Source organism: Staphylococcus sp. EG-SA-14, assembly GCF_017151935.1.
Classification (GTDB): domain Bacteria; phylum Bacillota; class Bacilli; order Staphylococcales; family Staphylococcaceae; genus Staphylococcus; species Staphylococcus aureus.
In genome coordinates, this window is record NZ_JACVZM010000021.1 from 27,833 (window position 1) to 50,928 (window position 23,096).

Genomic DNA, 23,096 nt, shown 5'->3' on the forward strand with positions numbered 1-23,096 from the left:
CAATATAAGTCATGGAGGTGCCTTATGACAGTTAAAGTAGAACAGCTTACAGGTGGATATGGAAAACGCCCTGTAATTAAAGATATAAATTTTGAATTAAACAAAGGCGAAATTGTTGGACTTATTGGCCTTAATGGCGCTGGTAAGAGTACAACGATTAAACATATGCTAGGATTGCTTACACCTATGGAAGGATCTCTATCAATTTCAGATATCAACATTAATGATGACATAGAGGCTTATAGAAGAAAGTTATCTTATATTCCGGAATCACCGGTTATTTATGAAGAACTCACATTAGAGGAACACATTGAGATGACAGCAATGGCATATGATATTGATCGTGATGAAGCGATGAATCGAGCAATGCCATTATTAAAGACATTCCGTTTAGAAAATGAATTGAAAGTTTTTCCGAGTCATTTTTCTAAGGGGATGAAACAAAAAGTCATGATTATTTGTGCGTTTATCGTTAATCCCGAATTGTATATTATAGACGAACCATTCCTTGGCCTAGATCCATTAGGAATTCAATCCATGTTAGATTTAATGGTTGAAAAGAAAAACGAAGGTAGAACCGTTCTAATGAGTACACATATTTTAGCAACAGCTGAACGTTACTGTGATCGTTTTATCATACTTGACGAAGGTGAAGTCGTTGCATTTGGAGATTTAGAAGCATTGAGACAACAAACTGGCTTACATAATCAAACATTAGACGATATATATATTCATGTGACGCAAGGTGGAGATGTACATGCATAACCAAGCGACCACATTATTTAATAAAAGATTACATGCCCTTCGTAAAGAGAAAAATTATTATAATAAGTTTATATTTAATGGTCATTTCATGGTCTTTTTACTTATTTTGCTGGGTGCATTTATTTTTGGATATGGTGAATGGTTAAAACATATTCCAACGAATATCAATTTTTCATTAATAGCAGCAGTGATTGTAGCATTGACATCCATTTTTCCAATGCGACCACTCCTAAAAGAAGCGGATAAAATCTTTTTATTACCATTTGAAAAACACATGTCTCAATTTATGCGTCATGCGATTTTATATAGTTACTTTGCGCGCATATTAATCCAACTCATTATTGTTATTGTAATGTTCCCGTTGTTTTACAATATTAATCAACATAATGTGGCATTTTATATTTGTTTTGGAGTCAGTGCATTAATTTTTCCATATGTTGGTTTACGCTTAAGATGGCAATGGTATCAATCGGGACTTAAAACATGGCAAGTTAATTTAATATCATTCATCACCTTTGCTCTAACATATTACTTATTATTAGCTCCAAAATGGTACATCGCATTTGTGATGGTTGCTTTGCCTGTGTTAATAGAATTTTTAGTTAAAAAATATAAACCAGGCTTTTTGTATCCTTGGGAGAAAATGATTGCAATCGAACATCGACATCATATGAATTATTATAAATTTGTTAATATGTTCACCGATGTAAAACATTTGAAAGAATCTGCAGTCAGAAGAAGTTATCTAGATATACTTTTACCAGTTCCAAAGGGTAGTAAATTTAACTCTAATGCGATGTATTTATTCTTATTTATTAGAAGCTTTATAAGAGGGAGAGACGCATTTAATATTATCTTTAGGTTAGTAATTATTGCAGTTTTACTTATGGTTTGGTTATCATATCCATTAGTGACAGCAATTATTGGGTGTTTATTTGTATATATTATATTGTTACAAATGGCACAATTTTATTCACAGCAAGCTTATGGCTTATGGCCTCAAGTGTGGCCTGTACCTGAAGAGAAGGTAATCAAAGGGTATGAACAGTTTTTATATAGATTAATGTTTGTTATTTGTACTGTGTTTGCAGTGACATTTATTATAAAACATATGACGTTATTCTATGTTGTACTCATTTTCTATATTGTAGGTTTATTAACGATTAGAAGTATTATTAAAAAGTTAAAATATCAGGAAACATTATTACGAGACTAAAAAACTTCCATTGGCATGTATGTTGTAAAGGTGCATGTAATGTTGAACGCCAAATGATACGGCGTTCAGATTACATTAGCATCTATACGTTAACAGCATAACCAATGGAAGTTTTCTTCGAGTCTATTCTTTTATTGGGTATAGATATCTTTCAAAATAACTTGAATGTTGTCCGCTTGAACCAAAGTAATGACTTAATGCGTCTTTTGAAAAATGGTCATTAAAGGCATCAGATTGCTTAAAGTCTTCGTATGCATGTCGATCAGCAAATCCGAAATAAATTTTGTATGTTGTACCTTTAGCAGGTCTTAACAAACGATAGCTTTTAAAGCCACCAAAGTTTCTGAAATTATCGTCTACACTAATCAGTTTCTTTTCAAGTTGATATGCATGATCTTCTGTTGATGGAATGAAGATTGCACAATAGAAATGATGTTCACTGAATTCACCAATTTCTTTGATAACATCATATTTTGTAGGTGATTTTAAAACAGTCTCACCATCAGTTTCTTCAAAAATAACTGAAGTATCTGATGCTGAAAATTGGAATAGTTGATGGGTCGGGTTATTGATTTTTATTTGATGTAAAAATCCATAAGTGCCATAAGATGTATATAGTTTCTTCATATGAAAGGTCCCCCTTATGTTTTTATTTATTATACGATGATAAACTAGTCATTACCACTATTAATAATTGATTAAAATTACTATAATGAATCTTGCGAGAGATTTAGAAGTAATGATACAAAATAATGGACTTTAGAATTTAAATTTACAATAAATAGTTCTATGATTAAATGTCAGTTTTATGACATTTATTTATTGAAAATACGAACGAATGAGCGATATGATAATATAGATAAGAATGATTTTAATTTAGGAGGCCTTTATGGTGCATAATAAAAACAATACAATTTTAAAAATGATCAAAGGTGAAGAAACATCACATACACCTGTTTGGTTTATGCGACAAGCTGGCCGTTCGCAACCAGAATATCGAAAATTGAAAGAAAAATATTCACTATTCGATATTACACATCAGCCGGAGTTGTGCGCTTATGTAACACATTTACCAGTTGATAATTATCATACAGATGCAGCAATTTTATACAAAGATATTATGACACCATTAAAGCCAATTGGTGTCGATGTAGAAATTAAATCGGGTATTGGTCCAGTGATTCATAATCCTATCAAAACAATTCAAGATGTTGAGAAACTTTCTCAAATAGACCCCGAACGAGATGTACCATATGTATTAGATACAATTAAACTTTTAACAGAAGAAAAGTTAAATGTGCCGCTAATAGGATTTACTGGGGCACCATTTACATTAGCGTCATATATGATTGAAGGCGGACCATCGAAAAATTACAATTTTACAAAAGCGATGATGTATAGAGATGAAGCAACATGGTTTGCTTTAATGAATCATTTAGTTGATGTATCTGTTAAATATGTAACAGCTCAAGTCGAAGCAGGCGCCGAATTGATTCAAATTTTCGATTCATGGGTAGGTGCATTAAATGTCGAGGATTACAGACGTTACATTAAACCACATATGATTCGATTAATCAGTGAGGTTAAAGAAAAACATGATGTGCCGGTAATTTTATTCGGTGTAGGTGCCAGTCATTTAATCAATGAATGGAATGATTTACCGATTGATGTATTAGGCCTAGATTGGAGAACGTCTATTAATCAGGCTCAACAATTAGGCGTTACTAAAACATTACAAGGGAATTTAGATCCATCAATTTTATTAGCACCATGGAATGTCATTGAAGAGAGATTGAAACCAATATTAGATCAAGGTATGGAGAACGGTAAACACATCTTTAATTTAGGACACGGTGTTTTCCCAGAAGTGCAACCAGAGACGTTACGTAAAGTAAGCGAATTCGTACACACATATACACAAAGATAATCATAGTATTACTTTGAAGCACATGAAAGATAATTCATTTAAAGGAAGGTATTATCAATGACTAAAAAAATGGGATTATTAGTTATGGCTTATGGCACACCTTATAAAGAAAGTGACATAGAGCCATATTATACAGATATTAGACATGGTAAACGTCCATCTGAAGAAGAACTTCAAGATTTGAAAGATAGATATGAATTTATAGGTGGTTTATCACCATTAGCAGGTACAACAGATGACCAAGCTGATGCGCTAGTTTCAGCATTAAATAAAGCATATGCAGATGTTGAATTTAAACTATACTTAGGATTAAAACACATTTCACCATTTATCGAAGATGCGGTTGAACAAATGCACAATGATGGCATTACTGAAGCAATTACTGTAGTACTAGCACCACATTATTCTTCATTTTCAGTAGGATCATATGACAAACGTGCTGATGAAGAAGCTGCAAAATATGGTATTCAACTTACACATGTGAAACATTATTATGAACAACCTAAATTTATTGAATATTGGACGAATAAAGTCAACGAAACATTAGCTCAAATACCGGAAGAGGAACATAAAGACACGGTATTAGTTGTTTCGGCACATAGTTTGCCAAAAGGTTTAATCGAAAAGAATAATGATCCATATCCACAAGAACTAGAACATACTGCACTTTTAATTAAAGAACAATCTAATATTGAACATATCGCGATTGGTTGGCAATCTGAAGGTAATACAGGTACACCTTGGTTAGGGCCAGATGTACAAGATTTAACACGTGATTTATATGAAAAACATCAGTATAAAAACTTTATATATACACCAGTAGGTTTTGTATGTGAGCATTTAGAGGTGCTTTATGACAATGATTATGAATGTAAAGTTGTTTGCGATGATATTGGTGCGAATTATTATCGTCCAAAAATGCCGAATACACATCCATTATTTATCGGTGCAATTGTTGATGAAATCAAGTCTATATTTTAATGACGAAAGAAGCGTGAAACGTTGTGACTAAATCAGTGGCTATTATAGGAGCGGGGATAACAGGTTTATCAAGTGCATATTTTTTAAAACAGCAAGATCCTAATATTGATGTAACCATCTTTGAAGCATCGAATCGTCCGGGGGGAAAGATTCAATCGTATCGTAAAGATGGTTATATGATTGAACTAGGGCCTGAATCTTATTTAGGTAGAAAAACGATTATGACAGAATTAGCGAAAGATATTGGATTAGAACAAGATATTGTTACAAATACGACTGGACAATCTTATATTTTTGCGAAAAACAAATTGTATCCTATTCCAGGTGGATCAATTATGGGAATTCCGACAGATATCAAACCGTTTGTGACTACAAAATTAATTTCACCACTTGGAAAGTTAAGAGCAGGGTTAGATTTACTTAAAAAACCTACTCAAATGCAGAATGGTGACATTTCTGTTGGTGCATTTTTCAGAGCAAGATTAGGTAATGAGGTACTTGAGAATTTAATAGAGCCTTTAATGGGTGGTATTTATGGTACCGATATTGATAAATTAAGTTTGATGAGTACGTTTCCTAATTTTAAAGAAAAAGAAGAGGCATTCGGAAGTCTGATAAAAGGTATGAAGGATGAGAAAAATAAGCGTCTGAAACAAAGACAATTATATCCTGGCGCACCAAAAGGACAATTCAAACAATTTAAGCATGGTTTAAGTTCATTTATTGAAGCATTAGAACAAGATGTGAAAAATAAAGGTGTGACAATACGCTACAATACGTCAGTGGATGATATTATTACATCTCAAAAGCAATATAAAATTGTTTACAGTAATCAACAAGAAGATGTATTCGATGGGGTATTAGTGACAACACCGCATCAAGTCTTTTTGAATTGGTTCGGACAAGATCCAGCATTTGATTACTTTAAAACGATGGATAGTACGACTGTTGCAACTGTTGTATTGGCATTTGATGAAAAAGATATTGAAAATACTTATGATGGTACTGGCTTCGTGATTGCGAGAACGAGTGATACAGACATTACCGCATGTACTTGGACATCGAAAAAATGGCCATTTACTACACCAGAAGGTAAGGTTTTGATTCGTGCGTATGTAGGTAAACCAGGTGATACTGTGGTTGATGATCATACAGATAATGAATTAGTATCGATTGTACGTAGAGATTTAAGTCAAATGATGACATTTAAAGGCGATCCTGAATTTACAATTGTCAATCGTTTGCCGAAAAGTATGCCACAGTACCATGTTGGTCACATTCAACAAATTAGACAGATTCAAGCACATATTAAACAAACATATCCACGACTTAGAGTAACTGGTGCATCTTTTGAAGCGGTTGGACTACCTGATTGTATTACGCAAGGTAAAGTTGCTGCTGAAGAAGTAATCGCAGAGTTGTAAGTTAATTGTTGGATGGTGTGGTGTAGGTGCGACGCCTTTAGATAATGTTTGATGAAATATAGTCATTTTTAAGTTATATAATGGTGGAAGTAATGTGTAAATATAGATACTTTCAACGGGAATTATTTTTGTGAATTTGAAGCAGAGACAAAGGTTTAGCTGTTTTTGAATGATATTGAAATGATGACAATACACTTTAATTAGAAATGTCACTTTGCGATATAACATTTCTAATTAAGGTGTTTTTATTTTACAATTATAGGTAATCAGTCATTTTTTTAAAAATAGAAAAGAAGTAGTAAGTTGAAAGGAGAGAATGAGATGACAGATGTAATTATTGTACATTCTATGCATGGAAATAGTAGAAATCATTGGTATCAGTGGTTGGAGCATAACTTAACTTTAGAAGGATATGACGTAACATTATTTAATTTTGAATCCCCTGAAGCGAAGACAGTGGATCAGTGGATTGAAGCTATGACGAAACAAATTAATGTACGCAAAAAGGATACATATTTTGTAACACATGGTTTAGGTTCAATCACAGCTTTAAAATATATTGAAATGATTGATCAGCCGATTGAAGGCTTTTTCAGTATAGCGGGCTTTAAAGAAGATGCAGAAAATATAGATTTAGATATTGATTTAAGTAATGTAACCATTGATTACGATAATATTAAAAAGAAAGTTGACAATTTTTACGGATTGAGTTCTAAAAATGACAAATACGTTTCATATAAAGAGACCCAGCGTTTAATGAATGCATTAGAGGGGAACTTGCGAATCGTGGAAGATGGAGGGCACTTCTTAGAAGAGGATGGCTTCGAAACATTTACAGCGTTGCAAGATCGGATGCAAGATTACATGACACGATAGTTAGTGTATGGGTTGTGTTATGTTGTGTCAGTAGGTAGCTGCTGATTTTGAAAAATTGTTGTAATTGAGGCGTCAAGCAATGTCTTAGGGCTACAATGTTATATTGGTAGTCGCTGACTGAAAGAATATGCGGTGTAACAAGCTTTTATAATTTCTTTTTCAGAAGGTATAGGCGTTGTAAACTTTATAACTCCTATACCTTTTTAAATGCTTTAACACTATTTATGACAACTATTAGACACTTATATGATAAAAGGGAATAAGAAGCGTTTTTTTACACAAAAAACTTTGAAAATGTCGTTGACGTACACTACAAAAATGAATATACTAATATTTGTGTTCAACAGAGAACATGTTGCTACGATATTTAAGTAATTATTTAAGAGATAACATTTAAATTAAATTCAAAAAGTTCTTGACTTTAGGTTTTTGATTATGGTATATTAATTAGGTAATTCAAAATAATATTAGCGCGGGATGGAGCAGTTCGGTAGCTCGTCGGGCTCATAACCCGAAGGTCGGTGGTTCAAATCCGCCTCCCGCAATACATAGTTTTTAATTTAATAGGTCTCGTAGTGTAGCGGTTAACACGCCTGCCTGTCACGCAGGAGATCGCGGGTTCGATTCCCGTCGAGACCGCCATTATTATTACCATTACGGTTCAGTAGCTCAGTTGGTAGAGCAATGGATTGAAGCTCCATGTGTCGGCAGTTCGACTCTGTCCTGAACCATTCTTAATTCATGGCGGTTGTGGTGAAGTGGTTAACACATCGGATTGTGGTTCCGACATTCGAGGGTTCGATCCCCTTCAGCCGCCCCATAATCGTTTACATTAGCGGGTGTAGTTTAATGGCAAAACCTCAGCCTTCCAAGCTGATGTTGTGGGTTCGATTCCCATCACCCGCTCCATTATTTTCTATTATTCCACAGTAGCTCAGTGGTAGAGCTATCGGCTGTTAACCGATCGGTCGTAGGTTCGAGTCCTACCTGTGGAGCCATGGCTCCTTGGTCAAGCGGTTAAGACACCGCCCTTTCACGGCGGTAACACGGGTTCGAGTCCCGTAGGAGTCATACAAACAGAAGTGAAATATCGCTTCTGTTTTTTTATTACATATTTATTGTTGAGGAAGGTTGTCCGAGCTGGCCGAAGGAGCACGCCTGGAAAGTGTGTAGGCGTCACAAGCGTCTCAAGGGTTCGAATCCCTTACCTTCCGTAAAGGCGCTTAAATTGGTTTTACCCATTTTAAGCGCTATTTTTATTTTAGACTCAAACCCTTGATATATCTGCATTTGAGCTATTATCCTCATTTTTACACTTCTTATTTATTTATATCCATTTAAAATTTTTTAGCCACAATGTGACTAATTTTTGATGAATAATCCTAATTTTAGTCACAAGATTTTGAAGTTTAGTCACAAAACAAATCATTCAGATTTTTTTCTATAAATTTAGTTTCATTATCTTCAAATTCTTTAATCAAATGTGAATATGTTTTAAGCGTTGTATGTACATCTGCATGACCTAATCGTTTTGATATGTAATGTTTAGCTGTTACTTAAAGAAAATCAAATATTATAATATAATCAATAGGCATCTACGTGCGGATTTTAAAGAAAAGCGTAGCATAATCAGGAGTTAGTCAATTTTTAATAAATTCGACTTTATTGCATTTGTAATTTATAGAACTGCGAACAGGGGACTACTGTTAATTTATGTGATTAAAGTTTCAATGATATTTGATTTATTAGACCATTTCAAAATCGCAAGGTTCTCATGTTCTGCTACAGTTTGCGGTCTTTGGAAGATATATATCATTTACTATTACTAACATGGTATATTCTAATTTGTTTGTGGATAGGCTGTTTGGTTTGATATCGCGGTAAATATAAGCTTCATTAGTTATATTGTTGAAATCTAAGTTGAATTTAATATCATACAGCAATGTGCCAATTAGGGACATTTTTAATTTTGAACTCTACATTTTGTTGAGAGTATCTGGTTATATTTGCAAAATGGTATGAACATTTATCATCACTTAATAAGTTGTCTTGATGATTGAATGACCCAGTATTTATTCAGTTCGAGAAGATTGAGAGTGTTAAATCGTATTCGCGTATAATTTCGATTCTAGTTATACCATTTTCATAAAGTTTAACCATTTGTAATTTGAAATCCTTAATATATGTTCTTCTGACTCTTGTCAAAATAAAATCGCCTATCCACATAGTTTAACAATAATTATTCTCAAATAATTTGTTTAACTATGTGTAGACGATTCTGCATTATCAATAAGGCTAATCAATTTGCTATCTTAAGCTGTTTCGAAATTTTCAAATTCGTTTCATTTAATATAAACATTGATATTATCACGTCTATAAATATTAAATCAATAAACCTATCTTTTCATCTAATTCGCTATAATCTATTGTACTAATATAGTTTTCATGAAGAAGATTTTTATTATGTTCATTTATTTCTTTTTTTGAGTCATTTAAAATAAAAATAAACTCATTTTGCCTGTGTCTTTTTATTTTTTTTGCTTGCATAGCATCCGTTATTTTCGACTTAATAATCATAGAATTATTAGGGTTAGAAATAGCATTGATAAATTTTTCTTTTTGATTTTTCTTAGCGCTAATAAAAAAGTCGAAATTATGAACAACACCACTGCTTCCTATAATAGGTAAATCTCTTCCGTAATAAATGTTATGTTCATCCAATTTGTTTGCAACATCTTCTGTAAATATGTTCTGTGACTTAGGATTAGAAAGTAAGTACATATCATTAACAAATATAAGGCACTGTAATAAATTATGTTTCGATTTATTAAAATTTTTAAAGTTAGTTTGAACAAAAATTTCGTGAGTTTTATCGTTATATTTAATACCGTAAGCTGAAAGGTGCTCTTCAAAAATCTTTTTATGTTTTTTTGATTTATTTAAAAAAATACCATTATTTTCTAAATCAAATATAGTATAGCCGTCATCTGTCAGTGTAATCATGTCTCTGGACTGATCGTATAAAGCGTAAATGATTAAATTATCTAAAGAATTATCTTTAAAAGGAGTATCTATTCTTACTACATTGTTTGATAAATTAGAAAACTCTAAGGTCTGATTATACCAATCAAGATATTCTTTTTTTAATTTTTTAGCATCAAATGTAGTCATAGTATCCCTCCTTTATTCAAGGTCTTTTATATTATTATACTCTAAAAACGACATATACACATTATACAAGTTATAGATGTCGGGGAAATCTTTCAAGTTAATTTCATAAGCAAACCTATCCTTTTTATCATACTTATCATTATATATGTGAATATGACTTTTCGGAGCGATTGTTCCATCTGGATTATCGTGAGTACCACCGTTAATATCTATTCTAACTAGGGTGTGATAGGTATCTTTGAAAATGATTGAAATTGAAAACCTATCTTTTTCTATGTTCCCTCTTTTTATTGTTAATAAGTACTTTATTCCTAACTTAAAACTTATTATTTCTTGCCTTTCATTTATTCGACTAGCAACTATTGTTTTTAATTCATTTACATCGATATGAGTTTCTGGATATTTTAATTCATTTATTAATAATTTTACGTGCTCGTCGTCAAGACTATTTAAATCAAGTTTAGCCATGTCTGTTCCTCCTTTAACATTGAATAGGCATTAATTTTTAATACTTTCTTATTTGAAAAAAGAAAAAAAGATAGGTGAGATGCATACACAACCAAAAGTGTATATTATCATTTTAGTACCTCGCAATATAATTTTATACAATGTATAATAAGATTTAAAGATGCAGCTCATCAACATTTTCATAGGGGATTTTTAAAATTAAGTATTGAAAAATAAAATATTTATATTATAATATAAATAAGTCAACGACCATGCGTGGACAGTAAAACGAAGTACATGCGAATGTAGTAGCCGTTTACTATGAGACTAGGCATTATAATTGAATATCATAGTATAAATTGCCATGAGAGTAGAAGCTTCAGTTTATGAAGACTTCGAAATCATGGTTTTTTATTTTTAGGGTGAAATTTTAGTTCATAGTAAATATATATATGTTTTTAATTAGACTAAATCATAACATTAAATTTTTTAGATGAAGCTAGCGATATTACGAAATGATATATAGAAGATTTCAGTTATAACAGTATACGAAGTAATCCTCTCCATTTAACGGATAATAGTTAATAATCAGTTAATTTTAAATTCAATTATAGATTATTTGTGATAATACAAACATTATTTTTTAAGATTTGATTAAAGTTCGTTTTGATTTTTATAGCGAAAAAGTTGAGTATCGGTAATTTTATCATATTGTTCGAGTATAAAGGGAACTATTTAAATGTAATGAAGGTTGCATCAAAATGACCGGTTTTCAGCAGCATAAATGAATAAATTGTGTCATTTTTAATATTTTATAGCATTTTATTTTTTAATGAACAGTTAATTTTATAAATAAGTGAAATAATCTAGAATAAATTTGTATTAAAAATTTATATAGAAAGAAAGTGAAACTTATGTTTAAGAAAAAAATGTTAGCCGCAACTTTGTCAGTAGGACTGATTGCACCTTTAGCATCTCCGATTCAAGAATCTAGAGCAAATACTAATATTGAAAATATTGGTGATGGTGCTGAAGTAATCAAACGTACGGAGGATGTAAGTAGTAAGAAATGGGGCGTTACTCAAAATGTCCAATTCGACTTTGTAAAAGATAAAAAATATAACAAAGACGCTTTAATTGTTAAAATGCAAGGTTTTATTAATTCCAGAACTTCATTTTCAGATGTGAAGGGTAGTGGATATGAATTAACTAAACGAATGATTTGGCCATTCCAATATAATATAGGACTGACGACTAAAGATCCAAATGTTAGCTTAATCAATTACCTTCCTAAAAACAAAATAGAAACTACTGATGTTGGTCAAACATTAGGATATAACATTGGAGGTAATTTCCAGTCAGCACCATCTATAGGTGGCAATGGCTCATTTAATTATTCTAAAACAATTAGTTATACCCAAAAGAGTTATGTCAGTGAAGTAGACAAGCAAAACTCAAAATCAGTTAAATGGGGTGTTAAAGCAAACGAATTTGTTACGCCTGATGGTAAAAAATCTGCGCATGATAGATATTTATTCGTACAAAGTCCAAATGGTCCAACAGGTTCAGCAAGAGAATATTTTGCTCCTGATAATCAATTACCACCTTTAGTTCAAAGTGGCTTTAATCCATCATTTATCACTACACTATCACATGAAAAAGGTTCAAGTGATACGAGTGAATTTGAAATTTCATATGGTAGAAACTTAGATATTACATATGCGACTTTATTCCCTAGAACTGGTATTTACGCAGAAAGAAAGCATAATGCATTTGTAAATAGAAACTTTGTAGTTAGATATGAAGTTAATTGGAAAACACACGAAATTAAAGTGAAAGGACATAATTAATATGAAAATGAAAAAATTAGTCAAATCATCAGTTGCTTCATCAATTGCACTGCTTTTGCTATCGAATACAGTTGATGCAGCTCAACATATCACGCCTGTAAGCGAGAAAAAAGTAGATGACAAAATCACTTTATACAAAACAACAGCAACATCTGATAATGATAAATTGAATATTTCTCAAATTTTAACTTTTAATTTCATCAAGGATAAAAGTTATGATAAAGATACGTTAGTGCTTAAGGCAGCTGGTAACATTAATTCTGGTTATAAAAAGCCTAATCCAAAAGATTACAATTACTCACAGTTTTATTGGGGCGGTAAGTATAATGTTTCGGTTAGTTCAGAATCAAATGATGCTGTAAATGTTGTTGACTATGCACCTAAAAATCAAAATGAAGAATTCCAAGTTCAACAAACATTAGGTTATTCTTATGGCGGAGATATTAATATATCTAATGGCTTATCAGGTGGATTGAATGGATCAAAATCATTTTCAGAAACAATAAATTATAAACAAGAAAGTTACAGAACTACGATTGATAGAAAAACAAATCATAAATCAATTGGCTGGGGTGTTGAGGCGCACAAAATTATGAATAATGGTTGGGGACCATATGGTAGAGATAGTTATGACCCAACATATGGTAATGAACTGTTTTTAGGTGGTAGACAAAGTAGTTCAAATGCTGGTCAAAATTTCTTGCCAACACATCAAATGCCTTTATTGGCGCGTGGTAACTTTAACCCAGAATTTATAAGCGTACTTTCTCATAAACAAAATGATACAAAAAAATCTAAAATTAAAGTAACTTACCAAAGAGAAATGGATAGATATACTAATCAATGGAATCGACTACACTGGATTGGTAATAACTACAAAAATCAAAATACAGTAACGTTTACATCTACTTATGAAGTTGATTGGCAAAACCATACTGTTAAATTAATCGGTACGGATTCTAAAGAAACTAATCCTGGAGTATAGAATTGTATATGATTAAATAATCAACAAAGTGCAATTATTTCAATTATCAAACGGAATTAAAGAACTAACATAATTTTTATTTACATGCATGATGATTTTTAGTTAGGGAAATGTAGATTGCTTTTCTAAATAGCAGGGTGCTAAATTTGCAAAAGTAGAATTATTTAGAAACTTCCAACATATAAAAAATTATTAAAAAAATGGAACCACGTCTTAATCGGCGTGGTTCTTTTTGTATATATAGCATCTATAATTGTATGACGGTGAAAGTTCATTACAAACTTGGTATTGGTAAATTTATCATTTTAAGTATCGGTGATTTAATTGAAATAGAAACTATTATCAAAGAAACACTATATAACACGATAATTATACGTTACTAAACTTTTCTTCAAGTTGTTTTTTGTTTTCAAATGAAAACACCTCTACATTATATTGAGATAACATAGTTGATACTGCTTCGCTAATATCATCTTGTTGTTCTGTAATGATATTAAGTCTAGCATTAGAATCAAAATTTTTATTTCTATGTACTTCAACATCATTCCAATCGAAAAGGACATTTTTTGCATTGTTTTTATCGATTCGTTTAATTGTTTTAACATACTCTGTAGCTTCTCCTGGAAATACTGCTTCGAAACTATGAATTAACTTAGATTTCCCCTCTACCTTAAATTCGGGAAATATATTAGGATAAATCTTTCTGTTTGATAGAAAATATTGCATCACTTCGTCTTTAAATAATGACTTAATATTTTCTTTCTTTAATATTCCCAAATAACTAATCTCGGAAATAGCCAAAACATAATCATGAATGGCTTGAGATAAGTCTATTCTATTTGTATAAAAGTTTATGTGCTTATTTTCAATGACTAGACCGTAATTTTGTATAATATTATTGAGAAGTTGATACTTTTTTTGTTTTTTATGATTAGTTAAATCTAAACCAAATTGTTCCATGTTCCATAAAGTTTCACCATGATCAGTTAGTTTATATCGATCCCCTGAAAAAGATATATTTACAGAAATAGAATCACCAAAATAATCGACGATAGGTGAATAAAATTCTATAGTTTCATTTTCTAATGGGATAAACTTTGATTCTGTTTGTAAGTAATCAAAATAGTCTTTGCTAATAGATTTAATTGTGTTGTCATGCATAGTATCACCAACTCATGAATAGATTAGTTTCAATTTTAATATTATCATTATGATTAGTTTTTGTATATTCAAGCAAAGTAAATAATTGTTTTACAAAATCAGAGCTATCTTCAAATATTTTATAAGGTAAAGGATATGCTTTCATATGGGTTACGCCGTCAGCTTTTTGTATAAATTCATTTTCAGAAAATATATTAATTCTATTTCCCCTTATTTTCTCATTATTAGAGTTTTTATGAAAACCGTCATTAAGATTTAAACGTAACAAGCTATAGTTGTAACGGCATTCTCTGAAATTTATAGTTGCTTTTCCAGGCTTTAAAAAATAGCTTAAAGTGAAAAAGTATTCAGAATTACATGATGTTATGTTAATATCTCCCTTACAAGTTTCGTCTAATTTAATGTTGTATTGTTCAAGTATTTCTTTACTTAGATTTACTAAATAATTTAAATCTTCATCGTTCAGTTTCAAATGCATTTAAACATCTCCTTAGTTTAGATTTTACGATCTTAAATCCTTATATTATTTTCAGTATTTGTAGTAAGTTATACAGATGTTTTCTATAAACTTAATAATTATTCCTTTTTAGCGTCATAATCGTATAGCAATACATGACAATGGAATATTTATTAATTTATTTAATACCGTCATTTTTAACATTATTAATAATTTGTGATAATGTTAGATATATTTTTCATTAAAGATGTAATGGCTATTGTTGCCGGAATTTTAATGTTTATTTTTAACGTCTATTTTGGCTTAGAAGTGCTTGGAGATCATTCGTGGTTCTATTTACCAATCACATATGCTACACGTTACGTTTATATGTTTATAGAAGGGAGTATACCAGTTACATTAACATTGGCGATCTATATTATTATCACGTTGCTATTAGCAGTTTTACTCTTTAAAGGATTTAAAAAATGGAGCGGTAGAACAATTAAAGATTAAAGATTGGGGCGCTAATGGTAAAAGAAATTTAGTTGCGTTGAAAAGGGAGAAAAGAGAACAGATAAATATGAATACAAAATAATTTTGTATTCGGACAACAGGGGTATTAGACGCGATTGACAATGTCTGGTTAATTAAACGTAATGTTTATTTAAGCGATGAATATTAGGTGCAAAGTTTTTGGATTTGAATGTAATTGAGGTTTATTGATTAGACATTTTATTGAATTGCGTGTTATTATATAAATGTAAAAAAGACGACATGCGCGAACATGTCGTCTAAGCAAGCCAAACGCTGGCTTCTAAAATATTTTTTTAACCATTCCAACTTGCCAAAGTTAATGCGGAATGGTTTTTTTATTTTCCGCTAATTGAAATAAAAATGACGTTTTAATATATTATGGGCTAGGTGGTTTGTAAGAAAGGGTTAGTTATTAAGGTTTTATAAATTAAGGAAATTTGAGTTTAAGGTTTATTCAATTGTGATTTTGTTGATGTCTCTTTTATTTAAGTTAAAACCTTTATGATCAGTAAAGTCTTGACCAACTGTACCAGTGATTTTTGGATCATTAGAATCCTTACTATGAATCGTCACTTTATCACCAGTTTTTAACAATCCTTGTTCTTCTAATTTTTTTGTTAAACTTTTCCAAGTAGCATTTGCATCTAACTTTGTATTGAAATCGCTACCATCAATGTTTTGCTTAGATATATCAATTTGAGTTAATTTTGAAAAATTACTTGGAGTGCTGGTTACATCATCATGATTAGCAGTAGATTCTACATTACTAGATTGACCGTCTGTACGAACATAAGACACTTTTACAGATTCATACTCGTTACCACTAATAATATTTGAATCAATTAATGAATCTTTAACTTTTTTCCACAATTGACCATTTGTCATATTTTCTTCTGCTTTTGCTGTTTTAACAACTTTATTTGTATTTAATCCTAAGTATGAAGAATGTAAACCTGTTCCTAATGTTGTTAATACTAAAGCACTTGCTACTAATGTTTTACCTAAAAATTTTGTATTCATTTTAATTGCTCCTTTTTTTATATTGTAAACGTTTACAATGAAAATATAATAATATTTTTTTAAAAGAACAATTAACTAAATATCAAAAATTTATTAACTATCTATTAACTAAAAAATAGAATAATTTTTTAACATAGTTTTGTTGTTTTGAATTATAAAAACTAAAGTAAAAATGTTGGATGTGAAAGATTGTTGATGAGAATTTTGGGATGTAGATAAATATCAAACTAGTCTATAGGTAAAAATTTATAATTAATTTGAAAAGAATGTCTCAAATAATGTTTGAATTAGCAGGTGTCATACTAAGTAATGTTAAGTAAATATTTTACACTTTATCAGAACAAAAAAGACATGCATCAACATGTCAGTGAAACTAATCCATATTATCTTAACAACGAAATTGAATCGAACCTGTAAAACGTATTTACAAATCGCAATTACTCTATCCAAGGCGAAATCGCAAAATCTGATCCCCGAAATAACATATCTCAAAAAAATTCCATAATTCAATCATCTTCAATAATTAACAATACATTACTAGTTCCAAATATACTCATACATACATGTTTCATTGATTGACTGCATATTGTCATAAATAATAGGGGAACTAATCGCTAATAATATTGTTAAACACAATAAATAATAAAGTGAAAGATTTTAAATACATGAATTGTTCACCATTCCGCCATATATTTTCAATTACCTAATTTCCGAATAAATATTACAATTTTAATTCAATAATTAATATTTAAGACCAAAATAATCCTAAAAAGTCAATTTTAATTGCGTGATATTGAGTTTTAAGCATATTTAAATAAATGAGTCAATTCATGTATAATTATTTAATAAAATGTTAATAAGTAGTTAATTAATATTTAATTAATATTTTTATATAAAATGTATATAGTGAATGTGTATCTAGATACATTAACTATAAAAATAAATTTTAAAGGAGGTAAAATATAAATAAAAATGTAATGGTTAAAAGTTTAACTGCTTTAACTATTTTAACATCTCTTGGTTTCGCTGAAAATATTTCTGATCAGTCTCATTCAATTGCCAAAGCAGAAAAGAATGTCAAAGAAATTACCGATGCAACGCACCATACAATTCAGTGGTAGCATTTGCGGGTGGTACTGGTGTAGTTGTTGGTAAAAATACAATCGTAACTAACAAACATATCGCTAAAAGTAATGATATTTTCAAAAATAGAGTATCAGCACATCATTTGAGTAAAGGTAAAGGCGGAGGAAACTACGACGTTAAAGACATTGTAGAATATCCTGGAAAAGAAGACCTTGCGATAGTTCATGTTCATGAAACAAGTACAGAAGGTTTGAATTTTAATAAGAACGTTAGTTATACAAAATTTGCAGAAGGAGCAAAAGCGAAAGATAGAATTTCTGTTATCGGTTATCCAAAGGGTGCACAAACAAAATATAAAATGTTTGAATCGACAGGAACGATTAACCATATCAGTGGAACGTTTATGGAATTTGGTGCGTATGCACAACCAGGTAATTCAGAATCTCCTGTATTGAATTCTAAACATGAACTGATTGGTATTTTATATGCAGGTAGTGGAAAAGACGAATCTGAAAAGAATTTCGGTGTTTATTTCACACCACAATTAAAAGAATTTATTCAAAATAATATTGAAAAATAAGTATCATCAATTCATTCGTGAAGTTGATTTTTTAAAAAATGGTTAAGAAAACGGTTACATAATTAACTAAATATACTGAATTATGTATCTAGATATCAAAATAATTAAAAGAGAGGAACTTAAAATGAACAAAAACGTAGTCATCAAGAGTTTAGCAACATTAACAATTTTAACATCTGTAACAGGTATTGGAACAACATTGGTTGAGGAAGTACAACAAACTGCCAAAGCAGAAAATAATGTCACAAAAGTTAAAGATACTAATATTTTTCCATATACTGGTGTAGTTGCTTTTAAAAGTGCAACTGGATTTGTAGTTGGAAAGAATACTATTTTAACAAATAAACATGTGTCGAAAAATTACAAAGTGGGCGATCGTATTACTGCACATCCAAATAGTGATAAAGGTAATGGTGGTATTTATTCGATTAAAAAGATTATTAATTATCCAGGTAAAGAAGATGTATCAGTCATTCAAGTTGAAGAGCGTGCAATAGAACGTGGACCAAAAGGCTTTAATTTTAATGATAATGTAACGCCATTCAAATATGCGGCAGGGGCTAAAGCTGGTGAGCGAATTAAAGTGATTGGTTATCCACACCCATACAAAAATAAATACGTTTTATATGAGTCAACTGGCCCTGTGATGTCAGTAGAAGGTAGCAGTATTGTATATTCAGCGCATACTGAAAGCGGAAACTCTGGATCACCTGTATTAAACAGCAACAACGAATTAGTTGGTATTCATTTTGCTTCTGATGTAAAAAATGATGATAACAGAAATGCATATGGCGTCTACTTTACACCAGAAATTAAAAAATTCATTGCAGAAAACATAGATAAATAAACAAATTGACTTTAAACGAGCGTTGCAACATATCTCGAATTGTAAAGGAGCTTGAAAATGAATAAAAATATAGTCATTAAAAGCATGGCAGCATTAGCCATTCTAACCTCAGTAACTGGAATAAATGCTGCAGTCGTTGAAGAGACACAACAAATAGCAAATGCAGAGAAGAATGTTACGCAAGTTAAAGATACAAATATTTTTCCGTATAATGGCGTCGTTTCATTTAAAGATGCGACAGGTTTTGTAATTGGAAAAAATACAATTATCACCAATAAACATGTATCAAAAGATTATAAAGTTGGCGATAGAATTACTGCCCATCCAAACGGTGACAAAGGAAATGGTGGTATATATAAAATTAAAAGCATTTCTGATTATCCGGGTGATGAAGACATCTCTGTCATGAATATTGAAGAACAAGCAGTCGAACGTGGACCAAAAGGCTTTAATTTTAATGAAAATGTCCAAGCATTCAATTTTGCGAAAGATGCTAAAGTTGATGACAAAATTAAAGTTATTGGTTACCCATTACCTGCTCACAATAGTTTTAAACAGTTTGAATCTACAGGAACTATAAAAAGAATCAAAGACAATATTTTAAATTTTGATGCATACATTGAACCCGGGAATTCAGGATCACCAGTTCTAAATTCTAACAATGAGGTCATAGGTGTTGTGTATGGCGGTATTGGAAAAATTGGTTCTGAATATAATGGTGCCGTATACTTTACGCCTCAAATCAAAGATTTTATTCAAAAGCATATTGAACAATAAACAAATTTAAATATACACCATGAGCATGTGTTCAATAATTTTAATGAAAAACATCGGTCGAATATAACATAAAAAAACGTCTATATCAAAAGCATCATGAATAAACAGAGGAGCACAAATATGAATAAAAATATAATCATCAAAAGTATAGCGGCATTAACGATTTTAACGTCAATGACTGGTGTCGGCACAACAGTGGTTGAGGGTATTCAACAAACGGCCAAAGCCGAAAATAGTGTGAAATTAATTACCAATACGAATGTTGCACCATACAGTGGTGTTACATGGATGGGCGCAGGAACAGGATTTGTAGTTGGAAATCATACAATCATTACCAATAAACATGTTACTTATCACATGAAAGTCGGTGATGAAATCAAAGCACATCCTAATGGTTTTTATAATAACGGTGGTGGACTTTATAAAGTTACTAAGATTGTAGATTATCCTGGTAAAGAAGATATTGCGGTCGTACAAGTTGAAGAAAAATCAACGCAACCAAAAGGTAGAAAATTCAAAGATTTCACTAGCAAATTTAATATAGCATCAGAGGCTAAAGAAAATGAATCTATATCAATCATTGGTTATCCAAATCCTAATGGAAATAAACTACAAATGTATGAATCAACTGGTAAAGTACTATCAGTGAATGGAAATATAGTGACATCTGATGCGGTTGTCCAACCTGGCAGCTCTGGTTCACCTATATTAAATAGTAAGCGAGAAGCAATTGGTGTTATGTATGCTAGTGATAAACCAACAGGTGAAAGTACAAGGTCATTTGCTGTTTATTTCTCTCCTGAAATTAAGAAATTTATTGCAGATAATTTAGATAAATAAATCATCCATCCGTTCATTGATAAATGATTTTTAGAAATTAACAACAAAATCAACAATTTTAAACATCTCTGTGATTCTATTTATTCGAAATGATTTAAAAAATAAAACTTCAAAAACCTAACCTTATATTTATACGAATACTTAGAGGAGCACAAAAATGAATAAAAATATAATCATCAAAAGTATTGCAGCATTGACGATTTTAACATCAGTGACTGGCGTCGGCACAACAGTGGTTGAGGGTATTCAACAAACGGCTAAAGCTGAACATAATGTGAAACTAATCAAAAATACTAATGTAGCACCATACAATGGTGTCGTTTCGATAGGATCTGGAACAGGTTTCATTGTCGGTAAAAATACAATTGTTACCAACAAGCATGTCGTTGCAGGTATGGAAATTGGTGCACATATTATAGCGCATCCCAATGGTGAATATAATAATGGCGGATTTTATAAAGTTAAAAAAATTGTCCGTTATTCAGGTCAAGAAGATATTGCCATTCTACATGTGGAAGATAAAGCTGTTCATCCAAAAAACAGGAATTTTAAAGATTACACAGGCATTTTAAAAATAGCATCAGAAGCTAAAGAAAATGAACGCATTTCAATTGTTGGCTATCCAGAACCATATATAAATAAATTTCAAATGTATGAGTCAACAGGAAAAGTGCTGTCAGTTAAAGGCAACATGATTATTACTGATGGTTTCGTAGAACCAGGCAACTCAGGTTCAGCTGTATTTAACAGTAAATACGAAGTTGTAGGTGTTCACTTTGGTGGAAACGGCCCTGGAAATAAAAGTACAAAAGGATATGGTGTTTATTTCTCTCCTGAAATTAAGAAATTCATTGCAGATAACACAGATAAATAAATCCTTACATAGATAAATGATTTTAAAAATTAACAACAAACTCAACAATTTTAAACATCTCTGTGATTCTATTTATTCGAAATGATTAAAAAAAATAAAACTTCAAAAAGCTAACATTATAATTATACAAATACTTAGAGGAGCAGAAAAATGAATAAAAATATAATCATCAAAAGTATTGCAGCATTGACGATTTTAACATCAATAACTGGTGTCGGCACAACAATGGTTGAAGGTATTCAACAAACAGCCAAAGCCGAAAATACTGTTAAACAAATTACAAATACAAATGTTGAACCATACAGTGGTGTTACATGGATGGGCGCTGGAACAGGATTTGTAGTTGGAAATCATACAATCATTACCAATAAACACGTTACCTATCACATGAAAGTCGGTGATGAAATTAAAGCACATCCTAATGGATTTTATAATAATGGTGGTGGACTTTATAAAGTTACTAAAATTGTAGATTACCCTGGTAAAGAAGATATTGCGGTTGTACAAGTTGAAGAAAAATCAACGCAACCAAAAGGTAGAAAATTCAAAGATTTCACTAGTAAATTTAATATAGCATCAGAAGCTAAAGAAAATGAACCTATATCAGTCATTGGTTATCCAAATCCTAATGGAAATAAACTACAAATGTATGAATCAACTGGTAAAGTATTATCAGTGAATGGGAATATAGTGTCATCGGATGCAATTATTCAGCCTGGTAGCTCTGGTTCACCTATATTAAATAGTAAACACGAAGCTATTGGTGTAATCTATGCAGGTAATAAGCCATCAGGTGAAAGCACAAGAGGATTCGCTGTTTATTTCTCTCCTGAAATTAAGAAATTCATTACAGATAATTTAGATAAATAATTAAAACTTAGACATTCACCCAATCCTGACAAAATATACTATAACTAACATTTATTAATATATATATTGCATTATTTAATATGCATCAAAGCCAATCAACGATTGATTTTCACCAACTCAATTGTTGATTGGTTTTATTTATGTATGAATGAACAACTTTTTGACATCATTGAGAATATAAATGATTTTGAAAGCATTTGAAAGCTACAACATTTCTATAAAATTTTTCAATTATAATCGCGCCACTAAAATATGAAAATTTCCACCACCAACATCAAAATTCTCAACATCGCAACATAACCAAATGTTATAATAAATCTATTACACAAAGAGATAAATACTTATTCAAAGGCGGAGGAATCACATGTCTATTACTGAAAAACAACGTCAGCAACAAGCTGAATTACATAAAAAATTATGGTCGAT

Annotated in this window: 22 protein-coding genes, 8 tRNA genes and 3 pseudogenes; 26 read left to right on the forward strand and 7 right to left on the reverse strand. The window is 30.9% G+C overall.

What is annotated here, in order from left to right:
• Positions 1-24 precede the first annotated feature (24 nt).
• Both ecsA and ecsB read left to right on the forward strand, forming a co-directional pair.
• The gene (ecsA, locus tag IDG63_RS11540; protein WP_000216874.1) at positions 25-765 is read left to right on the forward strand and encodes an ABC transporter ATP-binding protein EcsA; all 741 of its coding nucleotides are present in this window, start codon (positions 25-27) and stop codon (positions 763-765) included.
• Entirely contained in the window at positions 758-1,981 is a 1,224-nt protein-coding gene (gene ecsB, locus IDG63_RS11545; protein WP_000551840.1) for an ABC transporter permease EcsB, read from the forward strand. Before ecsA ends, ecsB begins: the two co-directional genes overlap by 8 nt.
• A gap of 123 nt (positions 1,982-2,104) precedes the next feature.
• Here the strand turns inward: ecsB and traP are convergent, their stop codons facing one another.
• The gene (gene traP, locus IDG63_RS11550) at positions 2,105-2,608 is read right to left on the reverse strand and encodes a signal transduction protein TRAP (protein ID WP_000737978.1); all 504 of its coding nucleotides are present in this window, start codon (positions 2,606-2,608) and stop codon (positions 2,105-2,107) included.
• Positions 2,609-2,770: 162 nt separating this feature from the next.
• Here traP and IDG63_RS11555 point away from each other — a divergent pair, with 162 nt between their 5' ends.
• The 13 genes from IDG63_RS11555 to IDG63_RS11615 all read left to right on the forward strand — a co-directional run bounded on the left by IDG63_RS11555 (position 2,771) and on the right by IDG63_RS11615 (position 8,403).
• The gene (locus IDG63_RS11555; RefSeq protein WP_001790154.1) at positions 2,771-2,881 is read left to right on the forward strand and encodes a hypothetical protein; all 111 of its coding nucleotides are present in this window, start codon (positions 2,771-2,773) and stop codon (positions 2,879-2,881) included.
• Entirely contained in the window at positions 2,871-3,908 is a 1,038-nt protein-coding gene (gene hemE, locus IDG63_RS11560) for a uroporphyrinogen decarboxylase (protein ID WP_000233526.1), read from the forward strand. Before IDG63_RS11555 ends, hemE begins: the two co-directional genes overlap by 11 nt.
• Positions 3,909-3,965: 57 nt before the next feature.
• Positions 3,966-4,889, forward strand: a complete 924-nt coding sequence (gene hemH, locus IDG63_RS11565; protein WP_000162881.1) for a ferrochelatase — start codon at positions 3,966-3,968, stop codon at positions 4,887-4,889.
• Positions 4,890-4,912: 23 nt separating this feature from the next.
• A complete protein-coding gene (gene hemY, locus IDG63_RS11570) occupies positions 4,913-6,313 on the forward strand; it encodes a protoporphyrinogen oxidase (protein WP_000167554.1) in 1,401 nt (466 codons plus the stop codon).
• A gap of 321 nt (positions 6,314-6,634) precedes the next feature.
• On the forward strand, positions 6,635-7,189 hold the full coding sequence (locus IDG63_RS11575) for an RBBP9/YdeN family alpha/beta hydrolase (RefSeq protein ID WP_000132890.1): 555 nt from the start codon (positions 6,635-6,637) through the stop codon (positions 7,187-7,189).
• Positions 7,190-7,660: 471 nt separating this feature from the next.
• A tRNA-Met gene (locus tag IDG63_RS11580) sits at positions 7,661-7,734 on the forward strand.
• A 21-nt stretch (positions 7,735-7,755) separates the two neighbouring features.
• A tRNA-Asp gene (locus IDG63_RS11585) sits at positions 7,756-7,831 on the forward strand.
• Positions 7,832-7,847: 16 nt separating this feature from the next.
• A tRNA-Phe gene (locus tag IDG63_RS11590) sits at positions 7,848-7,920 on the forward strand.
• 13 nt (positions 7,921-7,933) lie between these two features.
• A tRNA-His gene (locus tag IDG63_RS11595) sits at positions 7,934-8,009 on the forward strand.
• Between the two features lie 15 nt (positions 8,010-8,024).
• A tRNA-Gly gene (locus tag IDG63_RS11600) sits at positions 8,025-8,098 on the forward strand.
• 14 nt (positions 8,099-8,112) lie between these two features.
• Positions 8,113-8,187: transfer RNA gene (locus tag IDG63_RS11605), tRNA-Asn, on the forward strand.
• 1 nt (position 8,188) lies between these two features.
• Positions 8,189-8,260: transfer RNA gene (locus tag IDG63_RS11610), tRNA-Glu, on the forward strand.
• Between the two features lie 54 nt (positions 8,261-8,314).
• A tRNA-Ser gene (locus IDG63_RS11615) sits at positions 8,315-8,403 on the forward strand.
• A 497-nt stretch (positions 8,404-8,900) separates the two neighbouring features.
• Here the strand turns inward: IDG63_RS11615 and IDG63_RS14745 are convergent.
• From IDG63_RS14745 to IDG63_RS11625, 3 genes and pseudogenes are all read right to left on the reverse strand, one after another.
• Positions 8,901-9,111, reverse strand: a pseudogene (locus tag IDG63_RS14745) (DUF1828 domain-containing protein); the annotation flags it as partial.
• 460 nt (positions 9,112-9,571) lie between these two features.
• The gene (locus tag IDG63_RS11620; protein ID WP_000206349.1) at positions 9,572-10,360 is read right to left on the reverse strand and encodes a DUF1829 domain-containing protein; all 789 of its coding nucleotides are present in this window, start codon (positions 10,358-10,360) and stop codon (positions 9,572-9,574) included.
• A 12-nt stretch (positions 10,361-10,372) separates the two neighbouring features.
• Positions 10,373-10,828, reverse strand: coding sequence for a DUF6978 family protein (locus tag IDG63_RS11625; RefSeq protein WP_001086053.1), 456 nt, complete (start codon positions 10,826-10,828; stop codon positions 10,373-10,375).
• A gap of 893 nt (positions 10,829-11,721) precedes the next feature.
• Between IDG63_RS11625 and lukE the strand changes: the two genes are divergently transcribed.
• The 3 genes from lukE (at position 11,722) to IDG63_RS14925 (ending at position 14,025) form a co-directional block, all read left to right on the forward strand.
• Positions 11,722-12,657 (forward strand): bi-component leukocidin LukED subunit E, encoded by a 936-nt coding sequence (lukE, locus tag IDG63_RS11630; protein ID WP_000473596.1) that lies wholly within the window; start codon positions 11,722-11,724, stop codon positions 12,655-12,657.
• A 1-nt stretch (position 12,658) separates the two neighbouring features.
• Entirely contained in the window at positions 12,659-13,642 is a 984-nt protein-coding gene (gene lukD / locus IDG63_RS11635; protein ID WP_000782463.1) for a bi-component leukocidin LukED subunit D, read from the forward strand.
• 257 nt (positions 13,643-13,899) lie between these two features.
• Positions 13,900-14,025: a hypothetical protein gene (locus IDG63_RS14925; RefSeq protein WP_000216887.1), complete on the forward strand. Its 126-nt coding sequence runs from the start codon at positions 13,900-13,902 to the stop codon at positions 14,023-14,025.
• Here the strand turns inward: IDG63_RS14925 and IDG63_RS11640 are convergent.
• Together IDG63_RS11640 and IDG63_RS11645 are read right to left on the reverse strand one after the other, a co-directional pair.
• Positions 14,012-14,803 (reverse strand): DUF1828 domain-containing protein, encoded by a 792-nt coding sequence (locus IDG63_RS11640; protein ID WP_000543848.1) that lies wholly within the window; start codon positions 14,801-14,803, stop codon positions 14,012-14,014. The genes IDG63_RS14925 and IDG63_RS11640 overlap by 14 nt on opposite strands.
• A 4-nt stretch (positions 14,804-14,807) precedes the next feature.
• Entirely contained in the window at positions 14,808-15,281 is a 474-nt protein-coding gene (locus IDG63_RS11645; protein WP_000550254.1) for a DUF6978 family protein, read from the reverse strand.
• A 195-nt stretch (positions 15,282-15,476) separates the two neighbouring features.
• On the opposite strand from IDG63_RS11645, the pseudogene IDG63_RS11650 reads away from it, so the two are divergent.
• Positions 15,477-15,755 (forward strand): annotated as a pseudogene (locus tag IDG63_RS11650) (BsaG family lantibiotic immunity ABC transporter permease subunit); the annotation flags it as partial.
• A gap of 471 nt (positions 15,756-16,226) precedes the next feature.
• On the opposite strand, the gene IDG63_RS11655 reads toward IDG63_RS11650, so the two are convergent.
• The gene (locus tag IDG63_RS11655; RefSeq protein WP_001092783.1) at positions 16,227-16,796 is read right to left on the reverse strand and encodes a DUF4888 domain-containing protein; all 570 of its coding nucleotides are present in this window, start codon (positions 16,794-16,796) and stop codon (positions 16,227-16,229) included.
• 962 nt (positions 16,797-17,758) lie between these two features.
• On the opposite strand from IDG63_RS11655, the pseudogene splA reads away from it, so the two are divergent.
• The 7 genes and pseudogenes from splA to IDG63_RS11695 all read left to right on the forward strand — a co-directional run bounded on the left by splA (position 17,759) and on the right by IDG63_RS11695 (position 22,871).
• Positions 17,759-18,462 (forward strand): annotated as a pseudogene (gene splA / locus IDG63_RS11660) (serine protease SplA).
• Positions 18,463-18,586: 124 nt separating this feature from the next.
• On the forward strand, positions 18,587-19,309 hold the full coding sequence (gene splB, locus IDG63_RS11665; RefSeq protein ID WP_001039455.1) for a serine protease SplB: 723 nt from the start codon (positions 18,587-18,589) through the stop codon (positions 19,307-19,309).
• Positions 19,310-19,366: 57 nt separating this feature from the next.
• Positions 19,367-20,086: a serine protease SplC gene (gene splC / locus IDG63_RS11670; protein WP_001038866.1), complete on the forward strand. Its 720-nt coding sequence runs from the start codon at positions 19,367-19,369 to the stop codon at positions 20,084-20,086.
• 120 nt (positions 20,087-20,206) lie between these two features.
• Positions 20,207-20,926, forward strand: a complete 720-nt coding sequence (gene splD / locus IDG63_RS11675) for a serine protease SplD (RefSeq protein ID WP_001038723.1) — start codon at positions 20,207-20,209, stop codon at positions 20,924-20,926.
• 157 nt (positions 20,927-21,083) lie between these two features.
• Entirely contained in the window at positions 21,084-21,800 is a 717-nt protein-coding gene (gene splE / locus IDG63_RS11685; RefSeq protein ID WP_001038760.1) for a serine protease SplE, read from the forward strand.
• Between the two features lie 150 nt (positions 21,801-21,950).
• Positions 21,951-22,670 (forward strand): serine protease SplF, encoded by a 720-nt coding sequence (gene splF, locus IDG63_RS11690; RefSeq protein WP_001038693.1) that lies wholly within the window; start codon positions 21,951-21,953, stop codon positions 22,668-22,670.
• A gap of 66 nt (positions 22,671-22,736) precedes the next feature.
• Entirely contained in the window at positions 22,737-22,871 is a 135-nt protein-coding gene (locus IDG63_RS11695; protein ID WP_031835054.1) for a hypothetical protein, read from the forward strand.
• The last annotated feature ends 225 nt before the right edge of the window (positions 22,872-23,096 follow it).

Bases quoted from the DNA above. Each gene is read 5' to 3' on its own strand.
- ecsA (WP_000216874.1), top strand. From the start codon at position 25: ATGACAGTTAAAGTAGAACAGCTTACAGGTGGATATGGAAAACGCCCT.
- ecsB (WP_000551840.1), top strand. From the start codon at position 758: ATGCATAACCAAGCGACCACATTATTTAATAAAAGATTACATGCCCTT.
- traP (WP_000737978.1), bottom strand. From the start codon at position 2,608: ATGAAGAAACTATATACATCTTATGGCACTTATGGATTTTTACATCAA.
- IDG63_RS11555 (WP_001790154.1), top strand. From the start codon at position 2,771: ATGATTAAATGTCAGTTTTATGACATTTATTTATTGAAAATACGAACG.
- hemE (WP_000233526.1), top strand. From the start codon at position 2,871: ATGGTGCATAATAAAAACAATACAATTTTAAAAATGATCAAAGGTGAA.
- hemH (WP_000162881.1), top strand. From the start codon at position 3,966: ATGACTAAAAAAATGGGATTATTAGTTATGGCTTATGGCACACCTTAT.
- IDG63_RS11575 (WP_000132890.1), top strand. From the start codon at position 6,635: ATGACAGATGTAATTATTGTACATTCTATGCATGGAAATAGTAGAAAT.
- IDG63_RS11620 (WP_000206349.1), bottom strand. From the start codon at position 10,360: ATGACTACATTTGATGCTAAAAAATTAAAAAAAGAATATCTTGATTGG.
- IDG63_RS11625 (WP_001086053.1), bottom strand. From the start codon at position 10,828: ATGGCTAAACTTGATTTAAATAGTCTTGACGACGAGCACGTAAAATTA.
- lukE (WP_000473596.1), top strand. From the start codon at position 11,722: ATGTTTAAGAAAAAAATGTTAGCCGCAACTTTGTCAGTAGGACTGATT.
- lukD (WP_000782463.1), top strand. From the start codon at position 12,659: ATGAAAATGAAAAAATTAGTCAAATCATCAGTTGCTTCATCAATTGCA.
- IDG63_RS14925 (WP_000216887.1), top strand. From the start codon at position 13,900: ATGACGGTGAAAGTTCATTACAAACTTGGTATTGGTAAATTTATCATT.
- IDG63_RS11640 (WP_000543848.1), bottom strand. From the start codon at position 14,803: ATGCATGACAACACAATTAAATCTATTAGCAAAGACTATTTTGATTAC.
- IDG63_RS11645 (WP_000550254.1), bottom strand. From the start codon at position 15,281: ATGCATTTGAAACTGAACGATGAAGATTTAAATTATTTAGTAAATCTA.
- IDG63_RS11655 (WP_001092783.1), bottom strand. From the start codon at position 16,796: ATGAATACAAAATTTTTAGGTAAAACATTAGTAGCAAGTGCTTTAGTA.
- splB (WP_001039455.1), top strand. From the start codon at position 18,587: ATGAACAAAAACGTAGTCATCAAGAGTTTAGCAACATTAACAATTTTA.
- splC (WP_001038866.1), top strand. From the start codon at position 19,367: ATGAATAAAAATATAGTCATTAAAAGCATGGCAGCATTAGCCATTCTA.
- splD (WP_001038723.1), top strand. From the start codon at position 20,207: ATGAATAAAAATATAATCATCAAAAGTATAGCGGCATTAACGATTTTA.
- splE (WP_001038760.1), top strand. From the start codon at position 21,084: ATGAATAAAAATATAATCATCAAAAGTATTGCAGCATTGACGATTTTA.
- splF (WP_001038693.1), top strand. From the start codon at position 21,951: ATGAATAAAAATATAATCATCAAAAGTATTGCAGCATTGACGATTTTA.